Annotated in this window: 21 protein-coding genes and 1 pseudogene; 10 read left to right on the top strand and 12 right to left on the bottom strand. The window is 72.3% G+C overall.

Annotated elements, in window-relative coordinates:
- Positions 1 to 75: 75 nt before the first annotated feature.
- Together ACWCYY_RS27030 and ACWCYY_RS27025 are read right to left on the bottom strand one after the other, a co-directional pair.
- Entirely contained in the window at positions 76 to 1,158 is a 1,083-nt protein-coding gene (locus ACWCYY_RS27030) for an inositol-3-phosphate synthase (protein WP_345290514.1), read from the bottom strand.
- A gap of 130 nt (positions 1,159 to 1,288) precedes the next feature.
- Positions 1,289 to 1,954, bottom strand: a complete 666-nt coding sequence (locus ACWCYY_RS27025) for a PadR family transcriptional regulator (RefSeq protein ID WP_345290513.1) — start codon at positions 1,952 to 1,954, stop codon at positions 1,289 to 1,291.
- Positions 1,955 to 2,274: 320 nt separating this feature from the next.
- On the opposite strand from ACWCYY_RS27025, the gene ACWCYY_RS27020 reads away from it, so the two are divergent.
- Positions 2,275 to 4,935: a transglycosylase domain-containing protein gene (locus ACWCYY_RS27020; protein WP_345290512.1), complete on the top strand. Its 2,661-nt coding sequence runs from the start codon at positions 2,275 to 2,277 to the stop codon at positions 4,933 to 4,935.
- A 202-nt stretch (positions 4,936 to 5,137) separates the two neighbouring features.
- Complete coding sequence (locus ACWCYY_RS27015; RefSeq protein ID WP_449797528.1) at positions 5,138 to 6,763, top strand: glycosyltransferase family 87 protein; 1,626 nt, start codon at positions 5,138 to 5,140, stop codon at positions 6,761 to 6,763.
- Here the strand turns inward: ACWCYY_RS27015 and ACWCYY_RS27010 are convergent.
- The 3 genes from ACWCYY_RS27010 to ACWCYY_RS27000 form a co-directional block, all read right to left on the bottom strand.
- Entirely contained in the window at positions 6,760 to 7,785 is a 1,026-nt protein-coding gene (locus ACWCYY_RS27010; protein WP_449797527.1) for an alanine racemase, read from the bottom strand. The genes ACWCYY_RS27015 and ACWCYY_RS27010 overlap by 4 nt on opposite strands.
- A 32-nt stretch (positions 7,786 to 7,817) precedes the next feature.
- A complete protein-coding gene (locus ACWCYY_RS27005) occupies positions 7,818 to 8,936 on the bottom strand; it encodes a lipid II:glycine glycyltransferase FemX (protein WP_449797526.1) in 1,119 nt (372 codons plus the stop codon).
- A 212-nt stretch (positions 8,937 to 9,148) separates the two neighbouring features.
- Positions 9,149 to 9,451, bottom strand: a complete 303-nt coding sequence (locus ACWCYY_RS27000) for a hypothetical protein (protein WP_345290508.1) — start codon at positions 9,449 to 9,451, stop codon at positions 9,149 to 9,151.
- Positions 9,452 to 9,733: 282 nt separating this feature from the next.
- On the opposite strand from ACWCYY_RS27000, the gene rpsF reads away from it, so the two are divergent.
- The 4 genes from rpsF (at position 9,734) to rplI (ending at position 11,513) form a co-directional block, all read left to right on the top strand.
- Complete coding sequence (rpsF, locus tag ACWCYY_RS26995; RefSeq protein WP_345290507.1) at positions 9,734 to 10,024, top strand: 30S ribosomal protein S6; 291 nt, start codon at positions 9,734 to 9,736, stop codon at positions 10,022 to 10,024.
- 102 nt (positions 10,025 to 10,126) lie between these two features.
- Complete coding sequence (locus ACWCYY_RS26990) at positions 10,127 to 10,744, top strand: single-stranded DNA-binding protein (RefSeq protein WP_345290506.1); 618 nt, start codon at positions 10,127 to 10,129, stop codon at positions 10,742 to 10,744.
- A gap of 68 nt (positions 10,745 to 10,812) precedes the next feature.
- On the top strand, positions 10,813 to 11,049 hold the full coding sequence (gene rpsR / locus ACWCYY_RS26985; protein WP_030270170.1) for a 30S ribosomal protein S18: 237 nt from the start codon (positions 10,813 to 10,815) through the stop codon (positions 11,047 to 11,049).
- Between the two features lie 17 nt (positions 11,050 to 11,066).
- A complete protein-coding gene (rplI, locus tag ACWCYY_RS26980; protein ID WP_345290505.1) occupies positions 11,067 to 11,513 on the top strand; it encodes a 50S ribosomal protein L9 in 447 nt (148 codons plus the stop codon).
- A gap of 83 nt (positions 11,514 to 11,596) precedes the next feature.
- Here the strand turns inward: rplI and ACWCYY_RS26975 are convergent, their stop codons facing one another.
- A complete protein-coding gene (locus ACWCYY_RS26975; RefSeq protein ID WP_449797525.1) occupies positions 11,597 to 12,922 on the bottom strand; it encodes an MATE family efflux transporter in 1,326 nt (441 codons plus the stop codon).
- A 271-nt stretch (positions 12,923 to 13,193) separates the two neighbouring features.
- On the opposite strand from ACWCYY_RS26975, the gene dnaB reads away from it, so the two are divergent.
- Positions 13,194 to 14,786, top strand: coding sequence for a replicative DNA helicase (gene dnaB / locus ACWCYY_RS26970; RefSeq protein ID WP_380149527.1), 1,593 nt, complete (start codon positions 13,194 to 13,196; stop codon positions 14,784 to 14,786).
- Between the two features lie 18 nt (positions 14,787 to 14,804).
- Here dnaB and ACWCYY_RS26965 read toward each other — a convergent pair whose 3' ends face one another.
- Both ACWCYY_RS26965 and ACWCYY_RS26960 read right to left on the bottom strand, forming a co-directional pair.
- Positions 14,805 to 16,013, bottom strand: a complete 1,209-nt coding sequence (locus ACWCYY_RS26965; protein WP_345290503.1) for a GNAT family N-acetyltransferase — start codon at positions 16,011 to 16,013, stop codon at positions 14,805 to 14,807.
- Between the two features lie 122 nt (positions 16,014 to 16,135).
- Positions 16,136 to 16,855, bottom strand: coding sequence for a GbsR/MarR family transcriptional regulator (locus ACWCYY_RS26960; RefSeq protein ID WP_345290502.1), 720 nt, complete (start codon positions 16,853 to 16,855; stop codon positions 16,136 to 16,138).
- A gap of 211 nt (positions 16,856 to 17,066) precedes the next feature.
- Between ACWCYY_RS26960 and ACWCYY_RS26955 the strand changes: the two genes are divergently transcribed.
- On the top strand, positions 17,067 to 17,732 hold the full coding sequence (locus ACWCYY_RS26955) for a DUF4097 family beta strand repeat-containing protein (protein ID WP_345290501.1): 666 nt from the start codon (positions 17,067 to 17,069) through the stop codon (positions 17,730 to 17,732).
- 56 nt (positions 17,733 to 17,788) lie between these two features.
- A complete protein-coding gene (locus tag ACWCYY_RS26950; protein WP_449797524.1) occupies positions 17,789 to 18,616 on the top strand; it encodes an alpha/beta fold hydrolase in 828 nt (275 codons plus the stop codon).
- Between the two features lie 23 nt (positions 18,617 to 18,639).
- On the opposite strand, the gene ACWCYY_RS26945 is transcribed toward ACWCYY_RS26950, so the two are convergent.
- Together ACWCYY_RS26945 and ACWCYY_RS26940 are read right to left on the bottom strand one after the other, a co-directional pair.
- Positions 18,640 to 19,569, bottom strand: coding sequence for an oxygenase MpaB family protein (locus tag ACWCYY_RS26945; protein ID WP_449797523.1), 930 nt, complete (start codon positions 19,567 to 19,569; stop codon positions 18,640 to 18,642).
- Positions 19,570 to 19,692: 123 nt separating this feature from the next.
- Positions 19,693 to 20,607 (bottom strand): alcohol dehydrogenase catalytic domain-containing protein, encoded by a 915-nt coding sequence (locus ACWCYY_RS26940; RefSeq protein ID WP_449797522.1) that lies wholly within the window; start codon positions 20,605 to 20,607, stop codon positions 19,693 to 19,695.
- Between the two features lie 136 nt (positions 20,608 to 20,743).
- Between ACWCYY_RS26940 and ACWCYY_RS26935 the strand changes: the two genes are divergently transcribed.
- Positions 20,744 to 21,319 carry a class I SAM-dependent methyltransferase gene (locus ACWCYY_RS26935; protein WP_449797521.1) on the top strand — a complete coding sequence of 192 codons (576 nt, stop codon included), beginning with the start codon at positions 20,744 to 20,746 and terminating at the stop codon, positions 21,317 to 21,319.
- 35 nt (positions 21,320 to 21,354) lie between these two features.
- On the opposite strand, the gene manA is transcribed toward ACWCYY_RS26935, so the two are convergent.
- Complete coding sequence (gene manA / locus ACWCYY_RS26930; RefSeq protein WP_449797520.1) at positions 21,355 to 22,551, bottom strand: mannose-6-phosphate isomerase, class I; 1,197 nt, start codon at positions 22,549 to 22,551, stop codon at positions 21,355 to 21,357.
- A 106-nt stretch (positions 22,552 to 22,657) separates the two neighbouring features.
- A pseudogene (gene manB, locus ACWCYY_RS26925) lies at positions 22,658 to 23,042 on the bottom strand (phosphomannomutase/phosphoglucomutase); the annotation flags it as partial.

Raw genomic sequence — 23,042 nt, 5'->3', positions numbered from 1 at the left:
TCACCCGGACATGCGAACGGGGGCCCTGACGGAAGGTCAGGGCCCCCGTTCAGGGGCTCAGGAGGGGAGCCGTGGTCAGCGCTCGACCTCGCCGCGGATGAACTTCTCCACGTTCTCCTTGGCCTCGTCGTCGAAGTACTGCACCGGCGGCGACTTCATGAAGTACGAGGAGGCGGACAGGATCGGGCCGCCGATGCCCCGGTCCAGGGCGATCTTCGCGGCGCGGACGGCGTCGATGATGACACCGGCCGAGTTCGGCGAGTCCCAGACCTCGAGCTTGTACTCGAGGTTCAGCGGGACGTCGCCGAAGGCGCGACCCTCGAGGCGGACGTACGCCCACTTGCGGTCGTCGAGCCAGGCGACGTAGTCCGACGGGCCGATGTGGACGTTCTTGGCGCCCAGCTCGCGGTCGCGGATCTGCGAGGTGACGGCCTGGGTCTTGGAGATCTTCTTGGACTCCAGGCGCTCGCGCTCGAGCATGTTCTTGAAGTCCATGTTGCCGCCGACGTTCAGCTGCATGGTGCGCTCGAGGATGACACCGCGGTCCTCGAACAGCTTGGCCATCACGCGGTGCGTGATGGTCGCGCCGACCTGGGACTTGATGTCGTCACCGACGATCGGCACGCCGGCCTCGGTGAACTTGTCCGCCCACTCCTTGGTGCCGGCGATGAACACCGGGAGGGCGTTCACGAAGGCGACCTTGGCGTCGATGGCGGCCTGGGCGTAGAACTTGGCGGCCTTCTCCGAGCCGACCGGCAGGTAGCAGACCAGGACGTCGACCTGGGCGTCCTTCAGGGCCTGGACGACGTCGACCGGAGCGGCGTCCGACTCCTCGATGGTCTCCAGGTAGTACTTGCCGAGGCCGTCCAGGGTGTGGCCGCGCTGCACGGTGACGCCGGTCGGCGGCACGTCGCAGATCTTGATGGTGTTGTTCTCGCTGGCGCCGATGGCGTCGGAGAGGTCGAAGCCGACCTTCTTGGCGTCGACGTCGAACGCGGCGACGAACTCCACGTCACGGACGTGGTAGTCGCCGAACTGCACGTGCATCAGCCCGGGGACCTTGCCGGCGGGGTCGGCGTCCTTGTAGTACTCGACACCCTGAACCAGCGACGCGGCACAGTTGCCGACGCCCACGATGGCTACGCGAACCGAACCCATTCCGGTTGCTCCCTACTGATCTCATGAGGACGGCCCGATCGGGCCGCCTCGCTCAACTTCTCTTCTCTGGCGGGCGCGACGCGCCCAGTCCCGCCGCACACGCTCCGGGCGCGGCGGGTTCGGCGCTCCGTCAGGAACGCCCCGGGCGGTCGTGCGGTGGCCCCGGCGGGTCCGAGGACCCGGCCTCCTGGCCACGGCCGTCCGAAGTCTTCTCGTTCGGGCCGGGGCTGCGCCCGGCCCGGTTGGCCCGCTCGGTCTCGATCAGCTCGTTCAGCCAGCGGACCTCGCGCTCCACCGACTCGAGCCCGTGCCGCTGCAGTTCGAGGGTGTAGTCGTCGAACCGTTCGCGGGTGCGGGCGATCGAGCTGCGCATCCGCTCCAGCCGCTCCTCCAGCCGGCTCCGTCGCCCCTCCAGCACGCGCATCCGGACGGCCTTGTCGGTCTGTCCGAAGAACGCGAAGTGCACGCCGAAGTGCTCGTCCTCCCAGGCGTCCGGCCCGGAGTCGGCGAGCAGCTCCTCGAAGCGCTGCTTGCCCTCGGGGGAGAGCCGATAGGTGATCTTCGAGCGCTTGCCGTTGAGCGCGGTGGCCGGGACGTACTCGGCCTCCGGGTTGTCCTCCACCAGGAAGCCCTGGGCCACCAGGCTCTTCAGGCAGGGGTAGAGCGTGCCGTAGGAGAAGGCGCGGAACGAGCCGAGCAGGACGTTGAGCCGCTTGCGGAGCTCGTAGCCGTGCATCGGGGCGTCGTGCAGCAGGCCGAGGACGGCGAACTCCAGCACTCCCGAGCGCCTGCTCACTGTGTCCCCCGCCTCCTTCCACCCGTGCGCTTATGTCGTGCCGATGTATCGGCTCGATATATCGAGAACAGTAAACCTGGGTCACGGAACGAGCAAGAGCGACTCGGGTGAACGAGGTCACAGGATTTCGCCGGTCCGTGCTGAGCATCCGTCAAGGGCCGTTCGGGGCCAGGTTGGCAACGGGCATGTAATGATCTGGCGGCGTTATGCGCAGCTTGTCATCTGATGCCCGATTAGGTGCGTTTTTCGGATGCGTACTCTGTCGCGTGTGCACGGGCTCTCTGTACGCCTGCGCACGAGGACCGAGGAGTGGCTGGAAGATGAGCGAACGACGCCGAAGGTCGCCGAACCCGGACGGTGGTCAGGGGCCGCAGGGGAACCCGGCCGACGGCGGCCGTCCGTACGCGTATGGGTCCCCGCCCGAGGGCGCGCCGGTCTACGGCGGCGACCGCGCGGGGGCCGGCCCCCGCGCCGCGGGCCCCCGGGCCGGTGCGGCCAGGGCCACCGCCCAGCAGCCCCGTCTGACCAGGGCGGAGATGCGCAGGCAGGCCCAGAAGGGCGGGGCCAAGGGCGGCGCCGAGTCCGGCCCCGGCCGGGGCGCCAAGGGCGGTGGGCCCGGGAAGCCCGGCAAGAAGCGCTTCATCGACTACCCGCGGTTCGGCAAGACCGGCGTGCGGCGCTGGATCCCGTCCTGGAAGCAGCAGCTGACGGTCTTCCTGCTGTTCGTCGGCAGCGGCGTCGCGGTGGTCGGCGCGGCCTACGCGCTCACCCCGGTGCCCGACCTGAACGCGGCCGTGGACCGCCAGAACAACATCTACTACTGGGCCGACGGCTCCGAGATGACCCGCCAGGGCGACACCAACCGCCAGGTGGTCGGGCTCGCCGACATCAGCAAGGACCTGCAGAACGCGGCCATCTCGATCGAGAACGCCAGCTTCTGGAACGACACCGGCATCGACCCCAAGGGCATCGCCCGCGCCGTGTACAACATGGCCACCGGCGGCGAGACCCAGGGCGGTTCGACCATCACCCAGCAGTACGTGAAGAACGCGTACCTGAGCCAGGACCAGACCCTGAGCCGCAAGGCCAAGGAGCTGATCATCACGCTCAAGGTGAACCAGGACAAGGGCAAGGAGGAGATCCTCACCGGATACCTCAACACCAGCTGGTTCGGCCGCGGCGCCACCGGCGCGCAGGCCGCCGCCCAGGCGTACTACGGGGTGGACGCCAAGAACCTGAACCTCTGTCAGAGCGCCATGCTGGCCGGTCTGCTCAAGGGCGCCTCGTACTACGACCCCTCGATCAAGGCCAACCACGACCGCGCGGTCTCCCGGTGGAACGAGGTGCTGGACCGCATGGTGGTCACCGGCGCCATCACCAAGGAGAAGCGGGCGGGCTGCACCGAGTTCCCCGAGCCGCAGCCCAAGAAGATCTCGGCCAGCATGAACGGCCAGGTCAGCTACATGGTCGAGCTGGCCAACAAGTACCTGATGGCCAAGGACAAGAACATCACCGAGGCCGCGCTCGGCCGGGGCGGCTACCAGATCTACACCACCTTCCAGAAGGACAAGGTCGACGCCCTGAAGAAGGCCGTGGACGACTTCCGGACCGAGACCCTGGACGAGAACAAGCGCCCCGACACCGACAGGTTCGTCCAGGTCGGCGCCGCCTCCGTGGTGCCCAACGACGGCGCCATCATCGCGATCTACGGCGGTGACGGGGTCGAGAAGGGCCATCACACCGACAACGCGGACACCTTCGGCGTGCCGGTCGGCTCGACCTTCAAGCCCTTCGTGCTGGCCGCCGCCATGCAGGACGGCGTGCAGACCGAGACCGGCCCCGACGGCAAGCCGAAGCGGATCAACGCCGACAGCCGCTACCTGGCCGACGACAAGTCGGAGATCCGCGGCCTGAACGGCCAGCCGGTGCTGGAGGACGGCAAGCCCTACCGGCAGAAGAACAGCGGCAGCAGCAAGCCCGGCTACGTGACCCTGCGCAAGGCCATGGAGCAGTCCTACAACGTGCCCTTCGTCCAGCTCGGCCAGGACGTCGGCACCAAGAAGGTCGGCGAGCTGGTCGAGCAGATGGGCCTGCGCAAGGAGAGCCTCGCCGACTCCTCCACCACCACCTTCCCGCTCGGCACCTCCACCCCGAGCGCGATCCGGATGGCCTCGGCCTACGGGGTCTTCGCGGCCCGCGGCATGCAGACCGACCCGTACTCGGTGAGCAAGGTGGTGCACCAGGGCGCCGAGCAGAAGCAGTTCACCCGGGCGGCCCCGAAGCAGGTGCTGGAGCAGCCGGTGGCCGACAACGTCACCGACGTGCTGGTGAACGTCGCCAAGAACGGCACCGGCAGCAAGACCAACGCGCTGAACCGGCCGGTGGCCGGCAAGACCGGCACCACCGACGGCGGCAAGTCGGCCTGGTGGGTCGGCTACACGCCGTCCCTGGTCACCTCGGTCGGCATGTGGCGCGAGGAGCCGGGCAAGCCCGGTCTGCTCACCCTGAACGGGACCGCCAAGAAGGACGAGGTCCACGGTGGTGACTTCCCGACCGACATCTTCACCCGCTACATGAAGACGATCCTGAACGGCCAGCCGAAGGAGAGCTTCCCCAAGCCGGAGGAGATCGGCGAGCAGGTGGACTCCTCGGGCGCCCCGTCCACGGCCAGCCCGTCGGCCAGCGCGACCGAGACCGCCCCGGTGGCTCCGCCGACCACGATCGCCCCGACCGTGCCGGACACCACCAACTCCCCGACCGGCCCGGCCACCACGAGGCCGAGCGAGTCGCCGACCGGCACCGACGAGCCCTGCCTGGTCCCGGCGCTCTGCCCCACCGGCGGCCCCTCGTCGAGCGGCAAGCCGAGCGGCAAGCCCACCGGAAGGCCGACCGGCACCGGCGGTCCGAGCTCCAGCGGGAGCCCGTCCGGCGGCGCGAGCGGTCCGGCCGGCGGCAACAACGGGGTCGCCCCGCAGGGCTGACGGAACGTCGGCCCGACCCGCACCACCCGGTGGCGGTCCTCCTCGGAGGGCCGCCACCGGCGCGTTCCGGCCGCGTTCCGCTCGGGCGCGGGGTCTCGGCCGGGCCCCGAGGGGGGCATTCCGGGCGCCCGCCGGCCCGCGGCCGAAACCCGTGGGCGGGGGCACCTGCTGTGGAGTGGACCAGTGCGGCATCATGTCCGCCATGACGTCGAGCGCACGTGACGAGAACGGCAGCAGCACGGCCACCGTCCCGGACCCGGAGGCCGCCCCGGGGCCGCCGCCGAACACCGTGGTCGTCCCCGCGGACGAGGACCCGGTGGCCGCTGCGGGCAGCGAGCTGTTCGGCGGCCCGCCCGGCCGCCGTGCCCTGCTCGGCGTCAACTGGTGGGTCCCCGCCCGCTTCCTGGCCCTGCTGGTGATCGTCACCTGCGTGCTGGGCATGGCACAGAAGCTGCCCTGCTACGACGGCGGCTGGTTCCGGGGCGCCACCACCCAGTACACCCACGCCTGTTACAGCGACATCCCGCACCTGTACACCTGGCGCGGCTTCGCGGCCGGGCTGACGCCGTACGTGGACATGCTGCCGCAGCCGAGCGCGGACATGCAGTACCTCGAGTACCCGGTGCTGACCGGCCTGTTCATGCAGGTGGCGGCCTGGCTCACGCCGGGCACCGGGGACACCGAGACCCAGGAGCAGTGGTTCTGGCTGATCAACGCCGGGATGCTGACGGCCTGTGCGGTGGTCACCGTGGTGGCGCTCACCCGGGCGCACCGCCGCCGCCCCTGGGACGCCCTGCTGTTCGCCCTGGCCCCCGCGCTGGCGCTCAACCTCACCATCAACTGGGACCTGTTGGCGGTCGCCTTCTGCGCCGTCTCGATGGCCTTCTGGGCCGGCCGCCGCCCGGCCTGGGCCGGCGCCTTCATCGGCCTGGCCACCGCGGCCAAGCTCTACCCCTTCCTGCTGCTCGGCCCGCTGCTGGTGCTCTGCTGGCGGGCCGGCAGGTGGCGCGCCTTCTGGCAGGCGGTCGGCGGCGCGGCCGGCGCCTGGCTGCTCGTCAACCTCCCGGTGATGGTGGCCAACTTCAAGGGCTGGGCCACCTTCTACACCTTCAGCCAGACCCGCAAGGAGGACTTCGGCTCCTTCTGGCTGATCCTGATGCAGGACCGCGGCGAGCAGCTGGAGACCCTCAACACCTGGATCGCCGGCCTGCTGATCGCCGCCTGCCTGGGCATCTGCTGGCTGGCGCTCTCCGCGCCGCGCCGCCCGCGCTTCGCCCAGCTGGCGTTCCTGATCGTGGCCGCGTTCATCCTGACCAACAAGGTCTACTCGCCGCAGTACGTGCTCTGGCTGATCCCGCTCGCCGCGCTGGCCCGCCCGCGCTGGCGGGACTTCCTGATCTGGCAGGCCTGCGAGGTGCTGTACTTCCTCGGCGTCTGGTCCTACCTGGCCTTCACCGGAGACTCCAAGCAGCACGGCATCAACCAGGACTGGTACCACCTGGCGATCGTGCTCCACCTGCTCGGCACGCTCTACCTGTGCTGGATGGTGGTCCGCGACGTCCTGCGCCCCGAGCTCGACCCGGTCCGCTGGGACGGCAGCGACGACCCCTCGGGCGGTGTGCTCGACGAGGCCCCGGACGTCTTCGTGCTCGGCGCCGCCCGCCGCCTGCGCGAGGACCGCAGCTACGCGGACTACGCCCTGCCCGAGCAGACCGACTGGCTGCCCGAGCGCTTCGAGCCCGGCCACACGGTGGGCGGGCCGGACCCGGAGCCGGAGTCGGCGCCGGCTCCGGCAGAGGAGCTCCGCAGCGGCAAGGAGGACTCCTAGGCGTCCACCACCCGGTCGAAGTGGGTGGTGGTGTGACGGGTGTTCAGCTCCAGCTCGTCGCCGATCGCCGGGGGCTTGGCGCCGCCGCCGGGCAGGAAGAGGATGCTCACCTGCATGTGCGGCGGCTCGGCGAACCAGAGCTGGCGCCCGTCCCAGGCGTAGGGCGAGAGCGTCCGGTTGACGGTCGCCAGGCCCGCCCGGGCCAGGCCCTTGGCCCGGGGGAGCATGCCGTGCACGTACTTGGGCGCCTCCAGGCCGACCCCGTGCGCGGTGCCGCCGGAGACCACCAGCAGGTGGCCGTCGGAGGGCGCGCGGTGCTGCCGGTAGCCGTACCGGTCGCCCTTGGCCACCGGGATGACGTCCATGACGGTGGCCAGGGCGGTGAGCGCGCCGACGTCGCCGAGCCAGAGCCGGGTGCCGATCCGGGAGCGGAACTCGGTGTCCGGGTACCGCCGGGCCAGCCGGGCCAGGTCGGCCGAGCCGAGGTGGCTGAGGAAGAACCGGTCGGTGGGCAGCCCGGCGGCGGCCACCGCCGTCACCCAGTTCGCCACCTCGGCCACCGGGTCGGAGCCGTCGGGCCGGTCCAGCGGCAGGTGCAGGGCGAAGCCCTCCAGCCGCAGGCCGTCCACCGGGAGCCGGGCCAGGTCGGCTGTCGAGACGCCGTGCCGCCGCATCGAGGTCATGCACTCGACCACGGCCCGGCTGCCCGTCGGCAGCGCGCGGGCCGCCTCCAGGTGGGCGACGGTGCGGATGACCTCGGCGGGCAGCGGCTCCTCGCCGGGCCGGTACGGGGTGAGCACCAGCAGCTCGCCGTCGAAGGCGCCGGCCAGGGTCCGGGCCTCGTCGGCGGTGCCGACCGCGAGCAGCCCGGTGCCCAGGCGGTTCGCCTCCTCGGCCAGCCGGAGGTTGCCGAGGCCGTAGCCGTTGCCCTTGGCCACCGGCACCAGTCCGGGGAACTCGGCCAGGACGGACCGCTGGTGGGCCCGCCACCGGGCGGTGTCCAGCTGGAGCGAGAGGGTCATCGGAACGTTCTCCCCGGGGTGGTGAGGATGGGTCAGCGGCGCGACATGTAGAGGTCGAGCGCCTTGTGCAGCAGCTTGTTGAGCGGGAAGTCCCACTCGCCGACGTACTCGGCGGCCTGGCCGCCGGTGCCGACCTTGAACTGGATCAGCCCGAACAGGTGGTCCTCCTCGTCCAGGGTGTCGCTGATCCCGCGCAGGTCGTAGACGCTCGCGCCGAGCGCGTAGGAGTCGCGCATCATCCGCCACTGGACGGCGTTGGACGGCTTGACCTCGCGCTTGTGGTTGGCGGAGGCGCCGTAGGAGTACCAGACGTGCTCACCGACCGTCAGCATCGTGGTGGCGGCCAGCGGTTCGCCCTCGTGGTAGGCGAGGTAGAGCCGCATCCGGTTGGGGTCCTCGGTGGTGAGGGCGGTCCACATCCGCTGGAAGTAGGAGAGCGGGCGCGGGGTGAAGTGGTCCCGCTCGGCGGTCACCACGTAGAGCCGGTGGAAGACCGCGAGGTCCTCGTAGCCGCCCTGGACCACCTCGACGCCGCTCTTCTCGGCCTTCTTGATGTTGCGCCGCCAGAGCTGGTTGAAGCCCTTCTGGACGTCGTCCAGCGAGCGGTCGGCCAGCGGCACCTGGAACACGTAGCGCGGCTGCACGTCGCCGAAGCCGGCCCCGCCGTCCTCGCCCTGCAGCCAGCCGGACTTCCGCAGGCGGTCGGCCAGCTCGAAGGCGCGCGGCTCGTACCAGTCGGGCTCCAGGTCGCGCAGGCGCTTGGCGCTCTTTCCGGCGATCGCCTCCTTGATGCTGGGCGCGTTCCACCGGCGGATCACCACCGGCGGCCCCATCTTCACCGAGAACGCGCCCTGCGCCTTGAGGTGCGCCAGCATCGGGTCCAGCCAGCGGTCCAGGTCCCGGTCGAACCAGTCGATCACCGGGCCCTCCGGGAGGTAGGCCAGGTAGCGCTTGAGCTTGGGCAGCTGCCGGTAGAGCACCAGCCCGGCGCCGACCAGCTGGTCGGAGGCGTCGAACCAGCCGATGCTCTCGGTGCGCCACTCGCTCTTGACGTCCCCCCAGGACGGAACCTGCATGTGACTGGCGGAGGGGCGGGCCCGGACGAAGGCCAGGTGTTCCTCGCGGGTGATCGTCCTCAGACGCAGGCTCATGCTGGGGTGCTCCTCCTAGGTCGGGCCGGTCCAGGGTGACCCTATCGCCCGAATGGTCCGTTTCGGGCGCAGTGCTCCGGGCCGGTCGGACGGCCGGGGGCGGGCGGGGTCGGGCAGCGGGACGCCCCCCTCGCGGTGTGTACGCGGGGAGGGCGTCGGAGGTTACGCGGTCGGACCGGACGGATCGTGCCGGACCAGCGCGCGGGGGCCGGTCACGCGCCCCAGAGTCCGCCGTGGGCGACGCCGAGGTAGAAGCCGACCGCCGCGGCGACGATCGAGATCATCAGGACGAAGCGCTCGGCCGTGGTGACCGAGACGAACTGCCCCCAGAGCCCGACCACGATGCCGAACAGGCCGGTCCAGGAGCTGATCAGGTGCAGGTTGTGGAAGAACGCCGTCGTGAAGGCCACCAGGCCCAGGACGGCTGCCACCCCGACCAGCGCGTTCTCCTTGGGGTGTGCGTGGCCGTCGGTGTTGAGGGTGAACGGCGGCGTGCGGCGCACGGTCTGTGCCATGGGGCCCACCTCCCGGGTGAAGAGCCGTTCTGTCCAGATTGCGGCGATTGGGTGGTGGATCACAACCCCTATGCATTTTGTTCGGCCGTACGGGTGCGGGTAGGCTGTGCGGTCTGCACTGGTGTACTTGTGCCCCCGTCTGCCCTTCACCGGGCCGGGGGCGGATGTCAGTGCCGAGGGCTAGCGTCCTCGGTGCGTCGTCCGGACACCGGTGCCGACGCTGCACAACCCTCCTGCCACGGAGAGACCGTGGCCGTTGAGTCCAAAGGAGGTGGGTTACCCATGCGTCACTACGAGCTGATGCTCATCCTCGACCCGTCGGTCGAGGAGCGCGCCGTCGCCCCGCTGATCGAGTCGTTCCTGAACGTCGTCCGCAACGGCGGCGGCAAGGTCGAGAAGATCGACACCTGGGGTCGTCGCCGCCTGGCGTACGAGATCAACAAGCAGTCCGAGGGCATCTACTCGGTCATCGACCTGAAGGCCACGCCCGAGGTCGTCAAGGAGCTCGACCGCCAGCTCAGCCTGAGCGAGTCGGTTCTGCGGACCAAGGTCCTGCGCCCGGACACCCACTGAACCACGGCCTGACGCCCTAGGCGTCGGGAGGGTTCACGCCCGCTGTTTCACGTGAAACAGCGGACGAGCACCGCAGAACTTCTTTCCGAGAGGTCACCATCCATGGCAGGCGAGACCGTCATCACCCTCGTCGGCAATCTCGTCGACGACCCTGAGCTGCGCTTCACCCCGTCGGGTGCGGCGGTCGCGAAGTTCCGTATCGCGTCCACTCCGCGCACCTTCGACCGCCAGACCAACGAGTGGAAGGACGGCGAGAGCCTCTTCCTCACGTGCAACGTCTGGCGTCAGCCGGCGGAGAACGTGGCCGAGTCGCTGCAGCGCGGCATGCGCGTCATCGTGCAGGGCCGACTGCGCCAGCGGTCTTACGAGACCAAGGAAGGCGAGAAGCGGACGGTCTTCGAGGTCGAGGTCGACGAGGTCGGCCCGAGCCTGCGTTCGGCGACCGCCAAGGTCACCCGCGCCAACCGCTCCGGCGGTCCCGGCGGCGGCGGTGGCTACGGCGGCGGCGGTCAGCAGGGTGGCGGTGGCCAGGGCGGTTCCTGGGGCGGCGGTGGCGGCCAGCAGGGCGGCGGCAACTGGGGTGGCAACTCCGGTGGCGGCCAGTCCGGCCCGTCCGACGACCCGTGGGCGTCCAGCGCTCCGTCCTCTGGTGGCAACCAGGGCGGCGGCGGCTGGGGTGCCCCGGCCGGTGGCGGCTACTCGGAAGAGCCCCCGTTCTAACAGCGGTGCGTGCCGGGCCCTCGGAAGCCCGGCGATGCTGACAGATCTCGTATTCACAGGAGCACACAATGGCGAAGCCGCCTGCTCGCAAGCCTAAGAAGAAGGTTTGCGTCTTCTGCAAGGACAAGGTCAACTACGTTGACTACAAGGACACGAACCTGCTGCGGAAGTTCATCTCCGACCGCGGCAAGATCCGTGCCCGCCGGGTCACCGGCAACTGCACCCAGCACCAGCGTGACGTCGCCACGGCCGTGAAGAACAGCCGTGAGATGGCGCTGCTGCCCTACACCTCCACCACGCGCTAAGAGAGGGTGACCGAAGAATGAAGATCATCCTCACTCACGAGGTCCCCGGTCTCGGCTCGGCCGGCGAGGTCGTCGAGGTCAAGGACGGTTACGCCCGCAACTTCCTGGTCCCGCGTGGCTTCGCCATCCGCTGGACCAAGGGCGGCCAGAAGGACGTCGACGCGATCCGTCGCGCTCGCAAGATCCACGAGATCCAGACCCTCGAGGCCGCCAACGAGGTCAAGGGCAAGCTGGAGGGCGTCCAGGTCAAGCTGGCCGTCCGTTCGGGTGACGCCGGCCGTCTGTTCGGCTCGGTGACCCAGGCCGACGTCGTCGAGGCCATCAAGGCCGCCGGCGGCCCCGCCGTGGACAAGCGCGCCGTCGCGATCGCCTCGCCGATCAAGACCGTGGGCACCCACAAGGTCTCGGTCAAGCTGCACGCCGACGTCCAGGCCAACCTCGACGTCGCCGTCGTCGCCGCCTGAACCACGCGTTAGCGTCAACGGCCCGGTTCCCCCTCGGGGGAGCCGGGCCGTTCGCCGTGCGGGGCGGCGGTCCTGAGCGGCCGTCAGGTGCGGACCGCGCCGGTCACCAGCCAGCGGTCGGTCCTGACCCGCAGGCAGAGGAAGGCGCAGCGGGCCAGCATGAACAGGTTGATCGCCCACCAGAGCGCGGTCAGCCCGCCGCCCAGGGAGGGCACCAGCAGCGCCGCCGGGGCGAACACGGCCAGCGTGCCGAGCCCGGCCCAGGCCAGGTAGCGGCCGTCCCCGGCGCCCATCAGCACGCCGTCCAGCACGAAGACCACCCCGCCCACCGGCTGGGCCAGCGCGATCACCAGCAGCACCCGGGAGACCTGCTCGCGGACCACCGGGTCCTCGGTGAACAGCGGCACGTACAGCGGGCGGGCCAGCACCAGCAGCAGGCCGAGCAGCACGCCGACCGCCAGGCCCCACTCGATCATCCGGCGGGTGGCCTCCCGGGTGCCCGGCACGTCCGAGGCGCCCAGGTAGCGGCCGACGATGGCCTGGCCGGCGATGGCGATGGCGTCCAGCGCGAAGGCCAGGAAGCTCCAGATGGTGAAGACGATCTGATGGGCCGCCATCGGCACGTCGCCCAGGCCCGCCGCCACCGCGGTGGCCAGCATCAGCACGGCGCGCAGGCTGAGGGTGCGGACCAGCAGCGGGCCGCCGGCCCGGGCGCTGGCCCGGATGCCCGCCGCGTCCGGGCGCAGGCCCGCGCCCTCCCGCCGGGCGCCGCGCACCACCACGGCGACGTACACCGCCGCCATGCCGGCCTGGGCCAGCACGGTGCCCCAGGCCGAGCCGGCCACGCCGAGGCCGGCGCCGTAGACCAGCAGGAGGTTGAGCAGCAGGTTGACGGTGAAGCCGGCGATCGCCACCCTCAGCGGGGTGCGGGTGTCCTGCAGGCCGCGGAGCACGCCGGTGGCGGCCAGCACCAGCAGGATCGCCGGGATGCCGAGCGCGCTGATCCGCAGGTAGGTCACCGCGTACGGCGCGGCGGTGTCGGAGGCGCCGAGCAGTTCGGCGGCCTGCGGGGCGAACAGCAGGGTGAGCAGCACCAGCCCGGCCGAGATCATCAGGGCCAGCCAGATCCCGTCGATGCCCTGCTGGACGGCGGCCCGGCGGTCCCCGGCCCCGATCCGGCGGGCCACCGCGGCGGTGGTCGCGTAGGCGAGGAAGACGAAGACGCCGGTGAGGGTGGCGAGCAGCGAGGTGGCGACGCCCAGGCCGGCCAGCTGGGCGGTGCCGAGGTGGCCGACGACGGCCGAGTCGGCCATCAGGAAGAGCGGTTCGGCGACCAGGGCGCCGAAGGCCGGGACGGCGAGGGCGAGGATCTCCCGGTCGTGCCGGCGGCGGGGCGTGGCGGATCTCATTCAGCCAAGGCTACTCATCCACAGGTAAGTGGCACAAGGGGTCGTGGATCATTACTCGAAACGGTGATCGAACGGCGGCGCGGCCGCCCGGGGAAGTGTGTGAACGATTTCTCATCACTCGACGAGCGGTCCGTTCTCGCAGGTCAGAGCGGGGGTGGTGAGGGTCACTCCAGGGTGTCCACAGGGTTGTGCACAGGAATCGGTGAGTTCTCCACAGCATGGGGACGGTTGTCCACACGCCCTGTGGATAACCGCTTGGTAGCGTTGGCTGGTGACCGGCCCCCAGTACGACGACCACGATGCGCCCCCGCCCCCGGAGGACGACTGGCAGCCGTCCGACGACGCCTTCCCGCCGGGGCCGTTCCCGGACGGACCCGGTGACCGCCTCCCGGTGAGCCGCCGCAACGACGAGCGCGGCGAAGGACGGGGCGAGGGCCGCGGCGAGGGCGGCTTCGGCAAGGGCAAGGGCTCCTTCGGGAAGGGCGGCGGACGCCGCCGCGACGGGGACGGCGAGGACCGCGCGCAGTCCGAGGGCTTCGAGCGGGTGCCCCCGCAGGACCTGGCGGCCGAGCAGTCCGTGCTCGGCGGCATGCTGCTCTCCAAGGACGCCATCGCCGACGTCGTCGAGGTGCTCAAGCCCGCCGACTACTACCGGCCCGCGCACGAGCTGATCCACGGCGCCATCCTCGACCTCTACGCCCGGGGCGAGCCCGCCGACCCGATCACCGTGGCCGGTGAGCTCACCAAGCGCGGAGAGCTGACCCGGGTCGGCGGCCCCGGCTACCTGCACACCCTGGTCAACTCGGTGCCCACCGCGGCCAACGCCGAGTACTACGCCGAGATCGTGCACGAGCGCGCGGTGCTCCGCCGCCTGGTCGAGGCCGGGACCAGGATCGCCGGCATGGGCTACGCCGCCGAGGGCGACGTGGACGAGATCGTCAACGCCGCCCAGGCCGAGATCTACGCCGTCACCGAGCAGCGGACCAGCGAGGACTACGCGCCGCTGGCCGACATCATGGAGGGCGCGCTCGACGAGATCGAGGCGATCGGCTCCCGGCAGGGCCAGATGTCCGGCGTGCCGACCGGCTTCGCCGACCTGGACGCGCTCACCAACGGGCTGCACCCCGGCCAGATGATCGTCATCGCCGCCCGTCCCGCGATGGGCAAGTCCACGCTCGCGCTGGACTTCACCCGGGCCTGCTCGATCACCAACGGACTGCCCAGCGTCATCTTCTCCCTCGAAATGGGGCGCAACGAGATCGCCATGCGCCTGCTCTCGGCGGAGGCCCGGGTCGCGCTGCACCACATGCGCTCCGGCAACATGACCGACGACGACTGGACCCGGGTCGCCCGGCGGATGCCGGACGTCACCGCCGCCCCGCTCTTCATCGACGACTCGCCCAACCTGTCGATGATGGAGATCCGGGCCAAGTGCCGCCGCCTGAAGCAGCGTCAGGACCTCAAGCTGGTGGTCATCGACTACCTCCAGCTGATGCAGTCCGGCGGCTCCCGGCGGGCCGAGAACCGTCAGCAGGAGGTCTCGGACATGTCCCGTAACCTCAAGCTCCTCGCCAAGGAGCTGGAGCTCCCGGTCATCGCGCTCTCCCAGCTGAACCGTGGCCCCGAGCAGCGCACCGACAAGAAGCCGATGGTCAGCGACCTCCGCGAGTCGGGCTCCATCGAGCAGGACGCCGACATGGTCATCCTGCTCCACCGCGAGGACGCCTACGAGAAGGAGTCCCCCCGCGCCGGCGAGGCCGACCTGATCGTCGCCAAGCACCGCAACGGCCCCACCGCGACCATCACCGTGGCCTTCCAGGGCCACTACTCCCGCTTCGTCGACATGACCCGCGACGTGACCTGACGGACCGCCGGCCCCCGCTCAGAACCAGTGCAGGCAGTGCGGGGCCCGCTCGGCCCGGAAGAGGGCGTCGGCGGTGGCGGCCGCCTCCGGGGTGCGGGCCAGGACGTGGCCGGCCCGGACCAGGGTGGTGGGGGCGGTGCCGCCCAGGAGGACCGAGCCGAGGTCGCTGATGTCGAGCGTGAGGTCGGGGGCGCGGTCGGTGGGGGTGCAGCGGGCCTCGCCGGCCTTCACCGTGAGGGCGTGGCGGTGGTGTTCGCCGAGGAAGGGGTCGGTGACGTCCAGGACGAGCTCCCCGTCGGCCGGGTAGCCGCGCGAGGTGAGGGCCCCGGGGACGTCGAGCAGGCGGACCCAGAGCCAGTCGTCGTAGTGGGTGGCCTCGGCGGCGCGGAGGTCGTCGAGCTGCCAGCGCAGCGGGTGGTCGGGGGCGAAGTGCTTGAACACCACCGTGGAGACCAGGTCGTGCCGGAGCAGGAAGGCGGCCAGGGCGGCGACCACGGCGTCGTCGGCGGCGACGGTCTCGTCGACCACCAGGGTGTCGGGCTCGGCGAGGGAGTAGGTGGCGTAGCCGTCGGGGGTGCCGTCGGCGTCGCGGTGGACGGCGACGTAGCGGGCGGCCGGGGCGACGGGGGGCTGGCCGGCGCCGCGGTCCCACCAGCGCTGCGGGCGGGAGAGCGCGCCGGGCCGGGTGCGGCGGTAGCGGTCGTAGACCTGCGCCAGGAGCTCGGTGCACTCGGAGCGGCGCAGCAGTTCGACGGTGCCGGTGTCGCTGAGCCCGGCCCGGGAGGGGGCGGGGGCGGCCTTGGCGCGCCGGACGGTGAGGCGGCCGGTGTAGGTGGCGGGGCCGTAGCCGAAGCGGCGGTAGATGGTGGCCTCGGAGGCGAGCAGGACCGAGAGGTGTTCGCCGCGGGCGCGCAGGTCGGCGAGTTGACGGCGCATCAGGGCGGTGAGCACGCCCCGGCGGCGGTGGGTGGGCAGCACGCCGACCGCGCTCACGCCCGAGACCGGCGCCAACGCCCCGCCGGGCAGCGTGAGTTCGAAGCCGTAGGCGCTCGCGGTGCCGACCGGCCGGCCGTGCTCGTCCAGCGCGAGCAGGCCGCGTTCCGGCTCCAGCGCGGAGAACCAGCCCCCGGGGGCGTCCGCCGGCCCGTCCGGGAAGCGGGCGAAGGCCGCGTACATGGTGTCCACGAAGAGGTCGTGGTCCTCGGCGGTGGTGGGTCGGATCTGCATGCCTGCCACGGTCTCCCCGGTCCGGTGCGGGGCGCTGCCGTGCGCGGTGCCCCGCCACAGTGCAGCCGGGGCGGCCGGGGCGGTCAATCGATTTACCCGGCACCCCGGCGGGGGAGTGGTGCTCAGTCGGCCTCCGGCTTGGTGTGGAGGATCTCCCGGGCCTGTTCGGCGGCCCGGACGATGCTCTCGGAGACGAAGTCGACGAAGCGGGCGATGTTCTCCAGCCGGGTGCCGGCGGGGGTGCCGTGGCCGAGCACGGTGACGCCCTCGCGGGCGGCGGAGGCGAGCCGGGTGGTGCCCTCGGCGCTGGCGATCATCGACTGGTACCAGACGTCGTCGTCGACCACGTAGCGCTCGCGGCGCCGCTCGTCGCGCTCGCGCCGGACCAGGCCCTGCTGGTCGAGGTAGGCGATGGCCTTGGAGATCGAGGCGGGGCTGACCTGGAGGCGCTGGGCCAGGTCGGCGGCGGTGAGGCTGCCTGAGTCGGTGATGTAGAGGCAGGACAGCACCCGGGCCATCATCTTCGGCGTGCCGGAGGCCATCAGGACGGTGGTGAGCAGCTCCTCGAAGGCGCGCACCGCCTCGGCGTCCCGCCCGTGGGCCTGGGGGAGGTCGGTCCGGGCCTTGGGCGCGGCGGGGCTGCGGCGGCGGGTGCGCTGCTCGGTGGCCCGGTGGGCGAGGTCGGCCCGGTAGGAGGTGGGGCCGCCGTTGCGCATGACCTCGCGGGTCACGGTGGAGGTCGGGCGGTCCAGACGTCTGGCGATCTCCGCGTAGGCGAGGCCGTCGGCCAGGCCGAGGGCGATCTGCTGGCGTTCCTGCTGGGTGAGCCTGCCGCCCGGCATCGCGGTCTCCTTCTCTCGACGGAGCGTCAGCATAGCGTTAGCCGCCAATCCATTGCAACGTTTCGTTGCATTGCGCTGGAGAACGTTGCAATGATTTCCCGGCTCTGAGCTGCAAAGACGGCCTAACCATGCAATGAAGACGTTGCCAGATCAGTGAGTGCAACGTAGCTTTTGCGAAGTCAGAAACAACAGCGACGCAGGAGCAGACACCATGCAGAAGTTCGCCGCCACCGCCCCGATCACCGCCGTCCTGGACGTCGCCGCCGGCCGTGTCCAGCTGATCGCCGCCGACCGGGCGGACGTCGCCGTCGAGGTCCGGCCGGCCACCCCCGGCCGCGGCCGCGACCTGAAGGCCGCCGAGCAGACCCTGGTCGAGTACCGGGACGGGGTGCTGCGGGTCAGCACCCCGGAGGCCGCCAAGCGGGCCTTCGGCCCGAGCGGGTCGGTCGAGGTCACCGTCCAGCTGCCGGCCGGCTCCCGGGTGGAGGCCACCGCCGCCGCGGCCGACCTGCGCGGCGTGGGCCGGCTCGGAGAGGTCGTCTTCACCGGCGCGGCCGGCACCGTGAAGCTCGACGAGGCCTCCGCCGCCCGGCTCACCCTCCAGGCCGGGGACATCCACCTGGCCCGCCTCACCGGCAGCGCCGAACTCACCACCACCAAGGGCGACCTGACGGTCGCCGAGGCCCACGGCGGTGCCCTGGCGCTGCGCACCGAGGCCGGTGACATCACCGTCGGCGTCGCCCGCGGCGTCTCCGCCTCGCTGGACGCCGGCACCGCGTACGGCCGGATCGGCAACGCCCTGCGGAACGAGGGCGCCCCCGCCCTCACGATCCGCGCCACCACCTCCTACGGCGACATCGCCGCCCGCAGCCTCTGACCGCCCGCCGCCCGCAGCCCCTGACCGTCCGTCACACACCGAGGGAGAACCCAGCCATGAGCACCGCCGCCACCGCCGCCACCACCACCGTTGACACCACCACCGCCTGGACCGGCACCGTGCCGGTCGAGGACACCACCCTGGCCGTCCGCGACACCGGCGGCCCCGGCCGCCCGGTGGTCTACCTGAACGGCTGCTACGCCGACACCTCGCACTGGCGCCGGGTGATCGCCGAACTGGGCGACGGCTACCGGCACATCACCTTCGACGCCCGGGCCCGCGGCCGCTCCGGCCGCTCGGCCGACCACTCCTTCGACGCCTGCGTGCGGGACGTGAGCGCGGTCCTCGCCGCCCGCGGCATCACCGAGGCGGACCGGCCGGTGCTGGTCGGCTGGTCCTACGGCGCGGCGATCGGGATCAACTGGGCGGACCGCAACCCCGGCCGGGCCGAGGGCGTGGTCTCGGTGGACGGCGCGCTGCCGAACGACTGGCTGGACGAGGCCGGCCGGGCGCACATCCGCAGGCTGTTCCGCAAGCTCGGCCCGCTCTTCCCGATCGCCCGCCGGCTGGGCATGGCGGCGAAGATGAGCGCCGCCGAGCACGCCGAGGTGAACATCGAGGCCAACGAGGTCTGCGCCACCGGCGTCCTGGTGCCGGTGCTGGAGCGGATCACCACGCCGGTGCGCTACGTGCTCGCCTCCGGCGGGAACCTGGGCGCCGCGGCCGAGGTGATGGAGGGGATCCGCGCGGACTTCCGGAAGGTGGCCGAGGCCGCCCCGCAGGTGGAGATCAGCGCCAAGGTGCCGAGCAACCACTCCAAGATCCTGCGCAACGACTACCGTGCCGTGGCCGACGCGGTCCGCGGGCTGGCCCCGGCGGCATGACCGTCCGGAGGCCGGACGGACCGTCAGGCCGCGTCCGAGCCGGGCACGGCGGCGGCCCGCCGCACGGCCGCGGCCCGGATCTGGGACGGACCGCAGGCCCAGACCATCACCCGCCCGAGCGCCCGGGCCAGCGGCAGGTCCCAGCCGGAGCGCACCACCGCCGGGCGCCGGACGCCCAGTTCGGCCCGGGCCCAGGGCGGCAGCACCGCCAGGGCGGCGTTGGTGAGCACCCGGACGGCCAGGCGCTCGCGCGGGGAGCGCCCGAAGGTCCGCAGCAGCCGGAGCACCTCGAAGGCGGCCGGGACGGCGCGCAGGTCGGGCCGCACGCCGGCCAGGTAGGAGCGCACCCCGGCGCGCGAGGCCGGCACGCCGGTGGCGCCGAGCAGCTCGGCCACCAGGGCGTACTCGGCCAGGTAGGAATCGCACTCGGCCGGGGTCAGCCGCTCGGCGGCGAAGGTCTGGTACCCCGTCAGGAAGCAGGCCACCTCGGCGGTGTGCACCCAGGTGAGCAGGGCCGGGTCGTCGGCCCGGTACGGCCGGCCGTCGTCGGCGGTGCCCCGGATGTGCGGGTGGATCCGCCGGACGGCGGCTATCGCCCCCCGGGCCGCCTCGGTGGAGCCGAGCGTGGTGGTGGTGACGAAGCGGGCGGTGCGGTGCAGCCGGCCGGTCGGGTCGTCCCGGAAGTCGGAGTGGTGGTCCACCCCGGCCATCGCCAGCGGGTGCAGGGACTGCAGCAGCAGGGCGGCGAAGCCGCCGACCAGCATCCCGGCGGGGTGCGCGTGCACCCGCCAGACCACGCTGGAGGGCCCGAACAGGCCGGGGTCGCCGGCCGGCCGGTCGTACCGTTCGAGGTGCAGGTCGGGGCCGTGCACGGTGGCGTTGATCTGCGCCAGCAGGTGCTCCCGGAGCAGCTCCAGGGGGGTGGACCGGACGGCCGTGCTCGTTGCGGTCATGGACAGCTCCCCCCGTCGCCGGTCATTCCGTCCCACGGTACCGACCGGCTCTCCGGAGGTCACCGGCGCCTCCCGCGAGACCTGCTGACGGTCGGTCAGGACAGTGGCCCCGCCGACATCCAGTCAGAAGGTGAGCACCACCGCGCCGCGCACCCCGCGCTCGGCCAGCCGGGCGTGGGCCTTCGCCGCCTCGGTGAACGGGACGGCGGTGTCCACCCGGACGGTGAGCGCGCCGGCGGCCACCAGCGCGGCCAGCTCGGCCAGCCGGGCGCCGTCCGGCACCACGTCCACCACGGTCAGCAGGGTGTCGGCCGGCAGGTCGTTGGTGGGGCGGACGGCGACGAAGACCGTGCCGGGCAGCAGGTGGGGGAGCAGGGCCGGGCCGAGCAGGGCGGTGTCCAGCACGGCGTCCACGCCGTCGGGGGCGAGCAGGGCCAGCGAGGCCAGGTCGTCCCGGTCGACGAAGCGCGCGCCGTGCGCGGTGACGAACGCGCGGTCGCCCGGGCCGGCCAGCGCCAGCACGTCCAGGCCGCGGGCGGTGGCCAGCTGGAGCGCCAGGCCGCCCAGGTTGCCGGCGGCGCCCGTGATCAGCAGGGTCCGACCCGCCGTCAGCCCGGTGGCGTCCAGCGCCTGGGCGGCGGTCAGGCCGTTCAGCGGGAGGGCGGCCGCCACCGCGGCGTCCACCCCGGCGGGGGCCGGGGCGACGGCGGAGGCGGGCAGCACCGCGTACTCGGCGTGCACGCCGTTGTGGCTGCGGAACCAGTGCGAGAGGCCGATCACCTCGTCGCCCGGGCGGAAGCCCGTCACCCCCTCGCCCACCGCGTCCACCGTGCCCGCCAGGTCCCAGCCCAGCCGGTGGGAGGGCAGCGGCGGCAGGTAGGCGGCGACGGCGCCGGAGCGGACGGCCGCGTCCGCCGGGTGGACGGCGGCCGCCCGGGTGCGGACGCGCAGCTCGCCGACGGCGGGCCCGGGCAGCGGGGCCTCGGTGATCTCGACGTTCTCGGGGCCGCCGAAGGTGGAGACGGTGACTGCGCGCATGGTGGGAACTCCTGGTCCGTTGCCGTTCGTGATCTCGCTGACGTGAACGAGGTTTCCACCGCGCGGCCGGCGGTGGCAGAGGACGGCTCAGCCTGGGACCGGCGGTCCCAGGCTGAGCCGGGAAGGAGCGGTGGGCGTGCACGGAACCGACGGGTACCGGGAGGCGGCGGCGGAGCTGATCACCCAGTACGAGGAGGTCACCTTCGAGCAGCTGCACGCGCAGGTGCTGCACCTGCTGCCGCAACGGCCGGTGCGGGTCCTGGAGTTGGGGGCGGGAACCGGCCGGGACGCGGCCTGGCTGGCGGCCCGCGGCCATCTGGTCACGGCGGTGGAGCCGGTGGTGGAGCTACGGGTGCACGAGGGGCCCGGGATCACCTGGCTGGTCGACGAACTGCCCGGCCTGGCCCGGGTGACGGGGCGGTTCGAGCTGGTGACGGCGGTCGCGGTGTGGATGCACCTGGACGAGGGGCAGCGGCGGGCGGCGATGCGCCGGGTGGCCGGACTGCTGGCGCCCGGCGGGCGGTTGGTGCTGACGCTGCGGCACGGGCCGGTGCCGGCCGGGCGGCGGATGTTCCCGGTGACGGCGGAGGAGACCGCCCTGCTGGGCGGCGGGTCCGGGCTGGCCGAGGTGCACCGCGGCAGCCGGGCCGACGGGCACGGGCGGGCCGGGGTGAGGTGGGAGCAGCTGGTGCTGGAAGCACCGCTGTCCTGAGCCCGGCCGGGCTCAGGACAGCGGGTGACGTGGCGTCAGAGGGTGACGGTGGCGCGGAAGACGGTGGCGTCCGCGCCCGAGAGGACGGTCTCGGTGCCGTCGGCCGGGAGGAAGGCCGACTGGCCGGTGGCGAGGGTCAGTTCGGTGCCGTCGGCGGCGGTGAGCACGGCGGTGCCCTCGGTGCAGAGCAGGATCTGCGGGGCCCGGCCGGACAGGGTGCGGGGGACGCCGGTCAGCGGGTAGCGGGAGAGCCGGAACTCGTCGATCGGCACCGGGTAGAGCTGCTCGCCGGAGGCGTCGACGGCGGGCCGCAGCACCTCGGGGCGGGAGGCGGTGAAGTCGACCACCTTGAGCAGCTCGGGCACGTCCACGTGCTTGGGGGTGAGGCCGCAGCGCAGCACGTTGTCCGAGTTGGCCATGATCTCGACGCCGGTCCCGCGCAGGTAGGCGTGGACCAGGCCCGCGCCCAGGTAGAGCGCCTCGCCGGGCTGGAGCCGGACGTGGTTGAGCAGCAGGGCCGCGATCAGCCCGGTGTCGCCGGGGAACTCCTTCGCGGCGTAGGCGTACCCGGCGAACTGGCCGGTCGGGTCCTCGCCCGCGGCGGCCCGCTCCACGGCGGCGGCGGTGGCCGCCACGGTGCGCGCGGCGGTCTCGCCGGTCATCGACAGGATGGTGGCCAGCGCGGCGCTGAGCGCCTCCGACTCCGGCTTGCCGCGCAGCAGTTCGACCAGCGGGGCCAGCTCGGGGACGCCGAGCGACTCCATCAGCGCAGCCGCCTCGGCCGGCGGGCGGAAGCCGCACAGGCCCTCGAACTCGTCCAGCGCGCAGATGAGTTCGGGCTTGTGGTTGGTGTCCTTGTAGTTGCGGTGCGGGGCCTCCAGCGGCACGCCGCGGGCCTCCTCGTCGGCGAAGCCGGCCTTGGCCTGCTCCAGCGTCGGGTGGGCCTGGATGGAGAGCGGCAGCCCGGCGGCCAGCACCTTGAGCAGGAAGGGCAGCGCGGGGCCGAACTTGGCCACCGACGCGGGCCCCAGCTCGGCCTCCGGGTCGGCCTCGATCAGCTCGTTCAGCGCGGCCGGGCCCCCGCCGCGGTTCACCCGGGAGGAGTCGCCCGGGTGGGCGCCCATCCAGAGCTCGGCCTGCGGTGCACCGGTGGCCGGGACACCCAGCAGCGCGGGGATCGCGTGGACGGACCCCCAGGCGTAGGGGCGGACGGTGTTGGTGAGCCGGTCCATGAGCTGTCGTCCTGTCTGGTGCCGAGTGCGCAGTGAGGTGACGACCCTAACCGACCGCCCGTACCGGCCGGAGAACGGCGGGACACGGGCGGTCGGTGCGGTGGTGTCAGGCGCGGACGATGCCCAGGACGGTGTCGCGGACCTCGGTCATGGTGGCCTGGTCCTTGGCCTCCACGTTCAGGCGCAGGAGGGGTTCGGTGTTGGAGGCGCGGAGGTTGAACCACCAGGTGGGGCCGGTGACGGTGACGCCGTCGAGGGTGTCGACGGTGATGTCGTCGCCGGTGTAGTGGGCCAGGACGGCCTGGGTGCGCTCGTCCTGGTCGGCGACGGTGGAGTTGATCTCGCCGGAGGCCGCGTAGCGGTCGTACTGCGCGGTCAGCTGCGACAGCGGCTGCTGCTGCCCGCCCAGGGCGGCCAGGACGTGCAGGGCGGCGAGCATGCCGGTGTCGGCGCGCCAGAAGTCACGGAAGTAGTAGTGCGCGGAGTGCTCG

The organism is Kitasatospora sp. NPDC001664, from assembly GCF_053596675.1.
The sequence above is the reverse complement of the archived record's forward strand: the minus strand, read 5'-3'. Positions and strand labels throughout refer to the sequence as shown.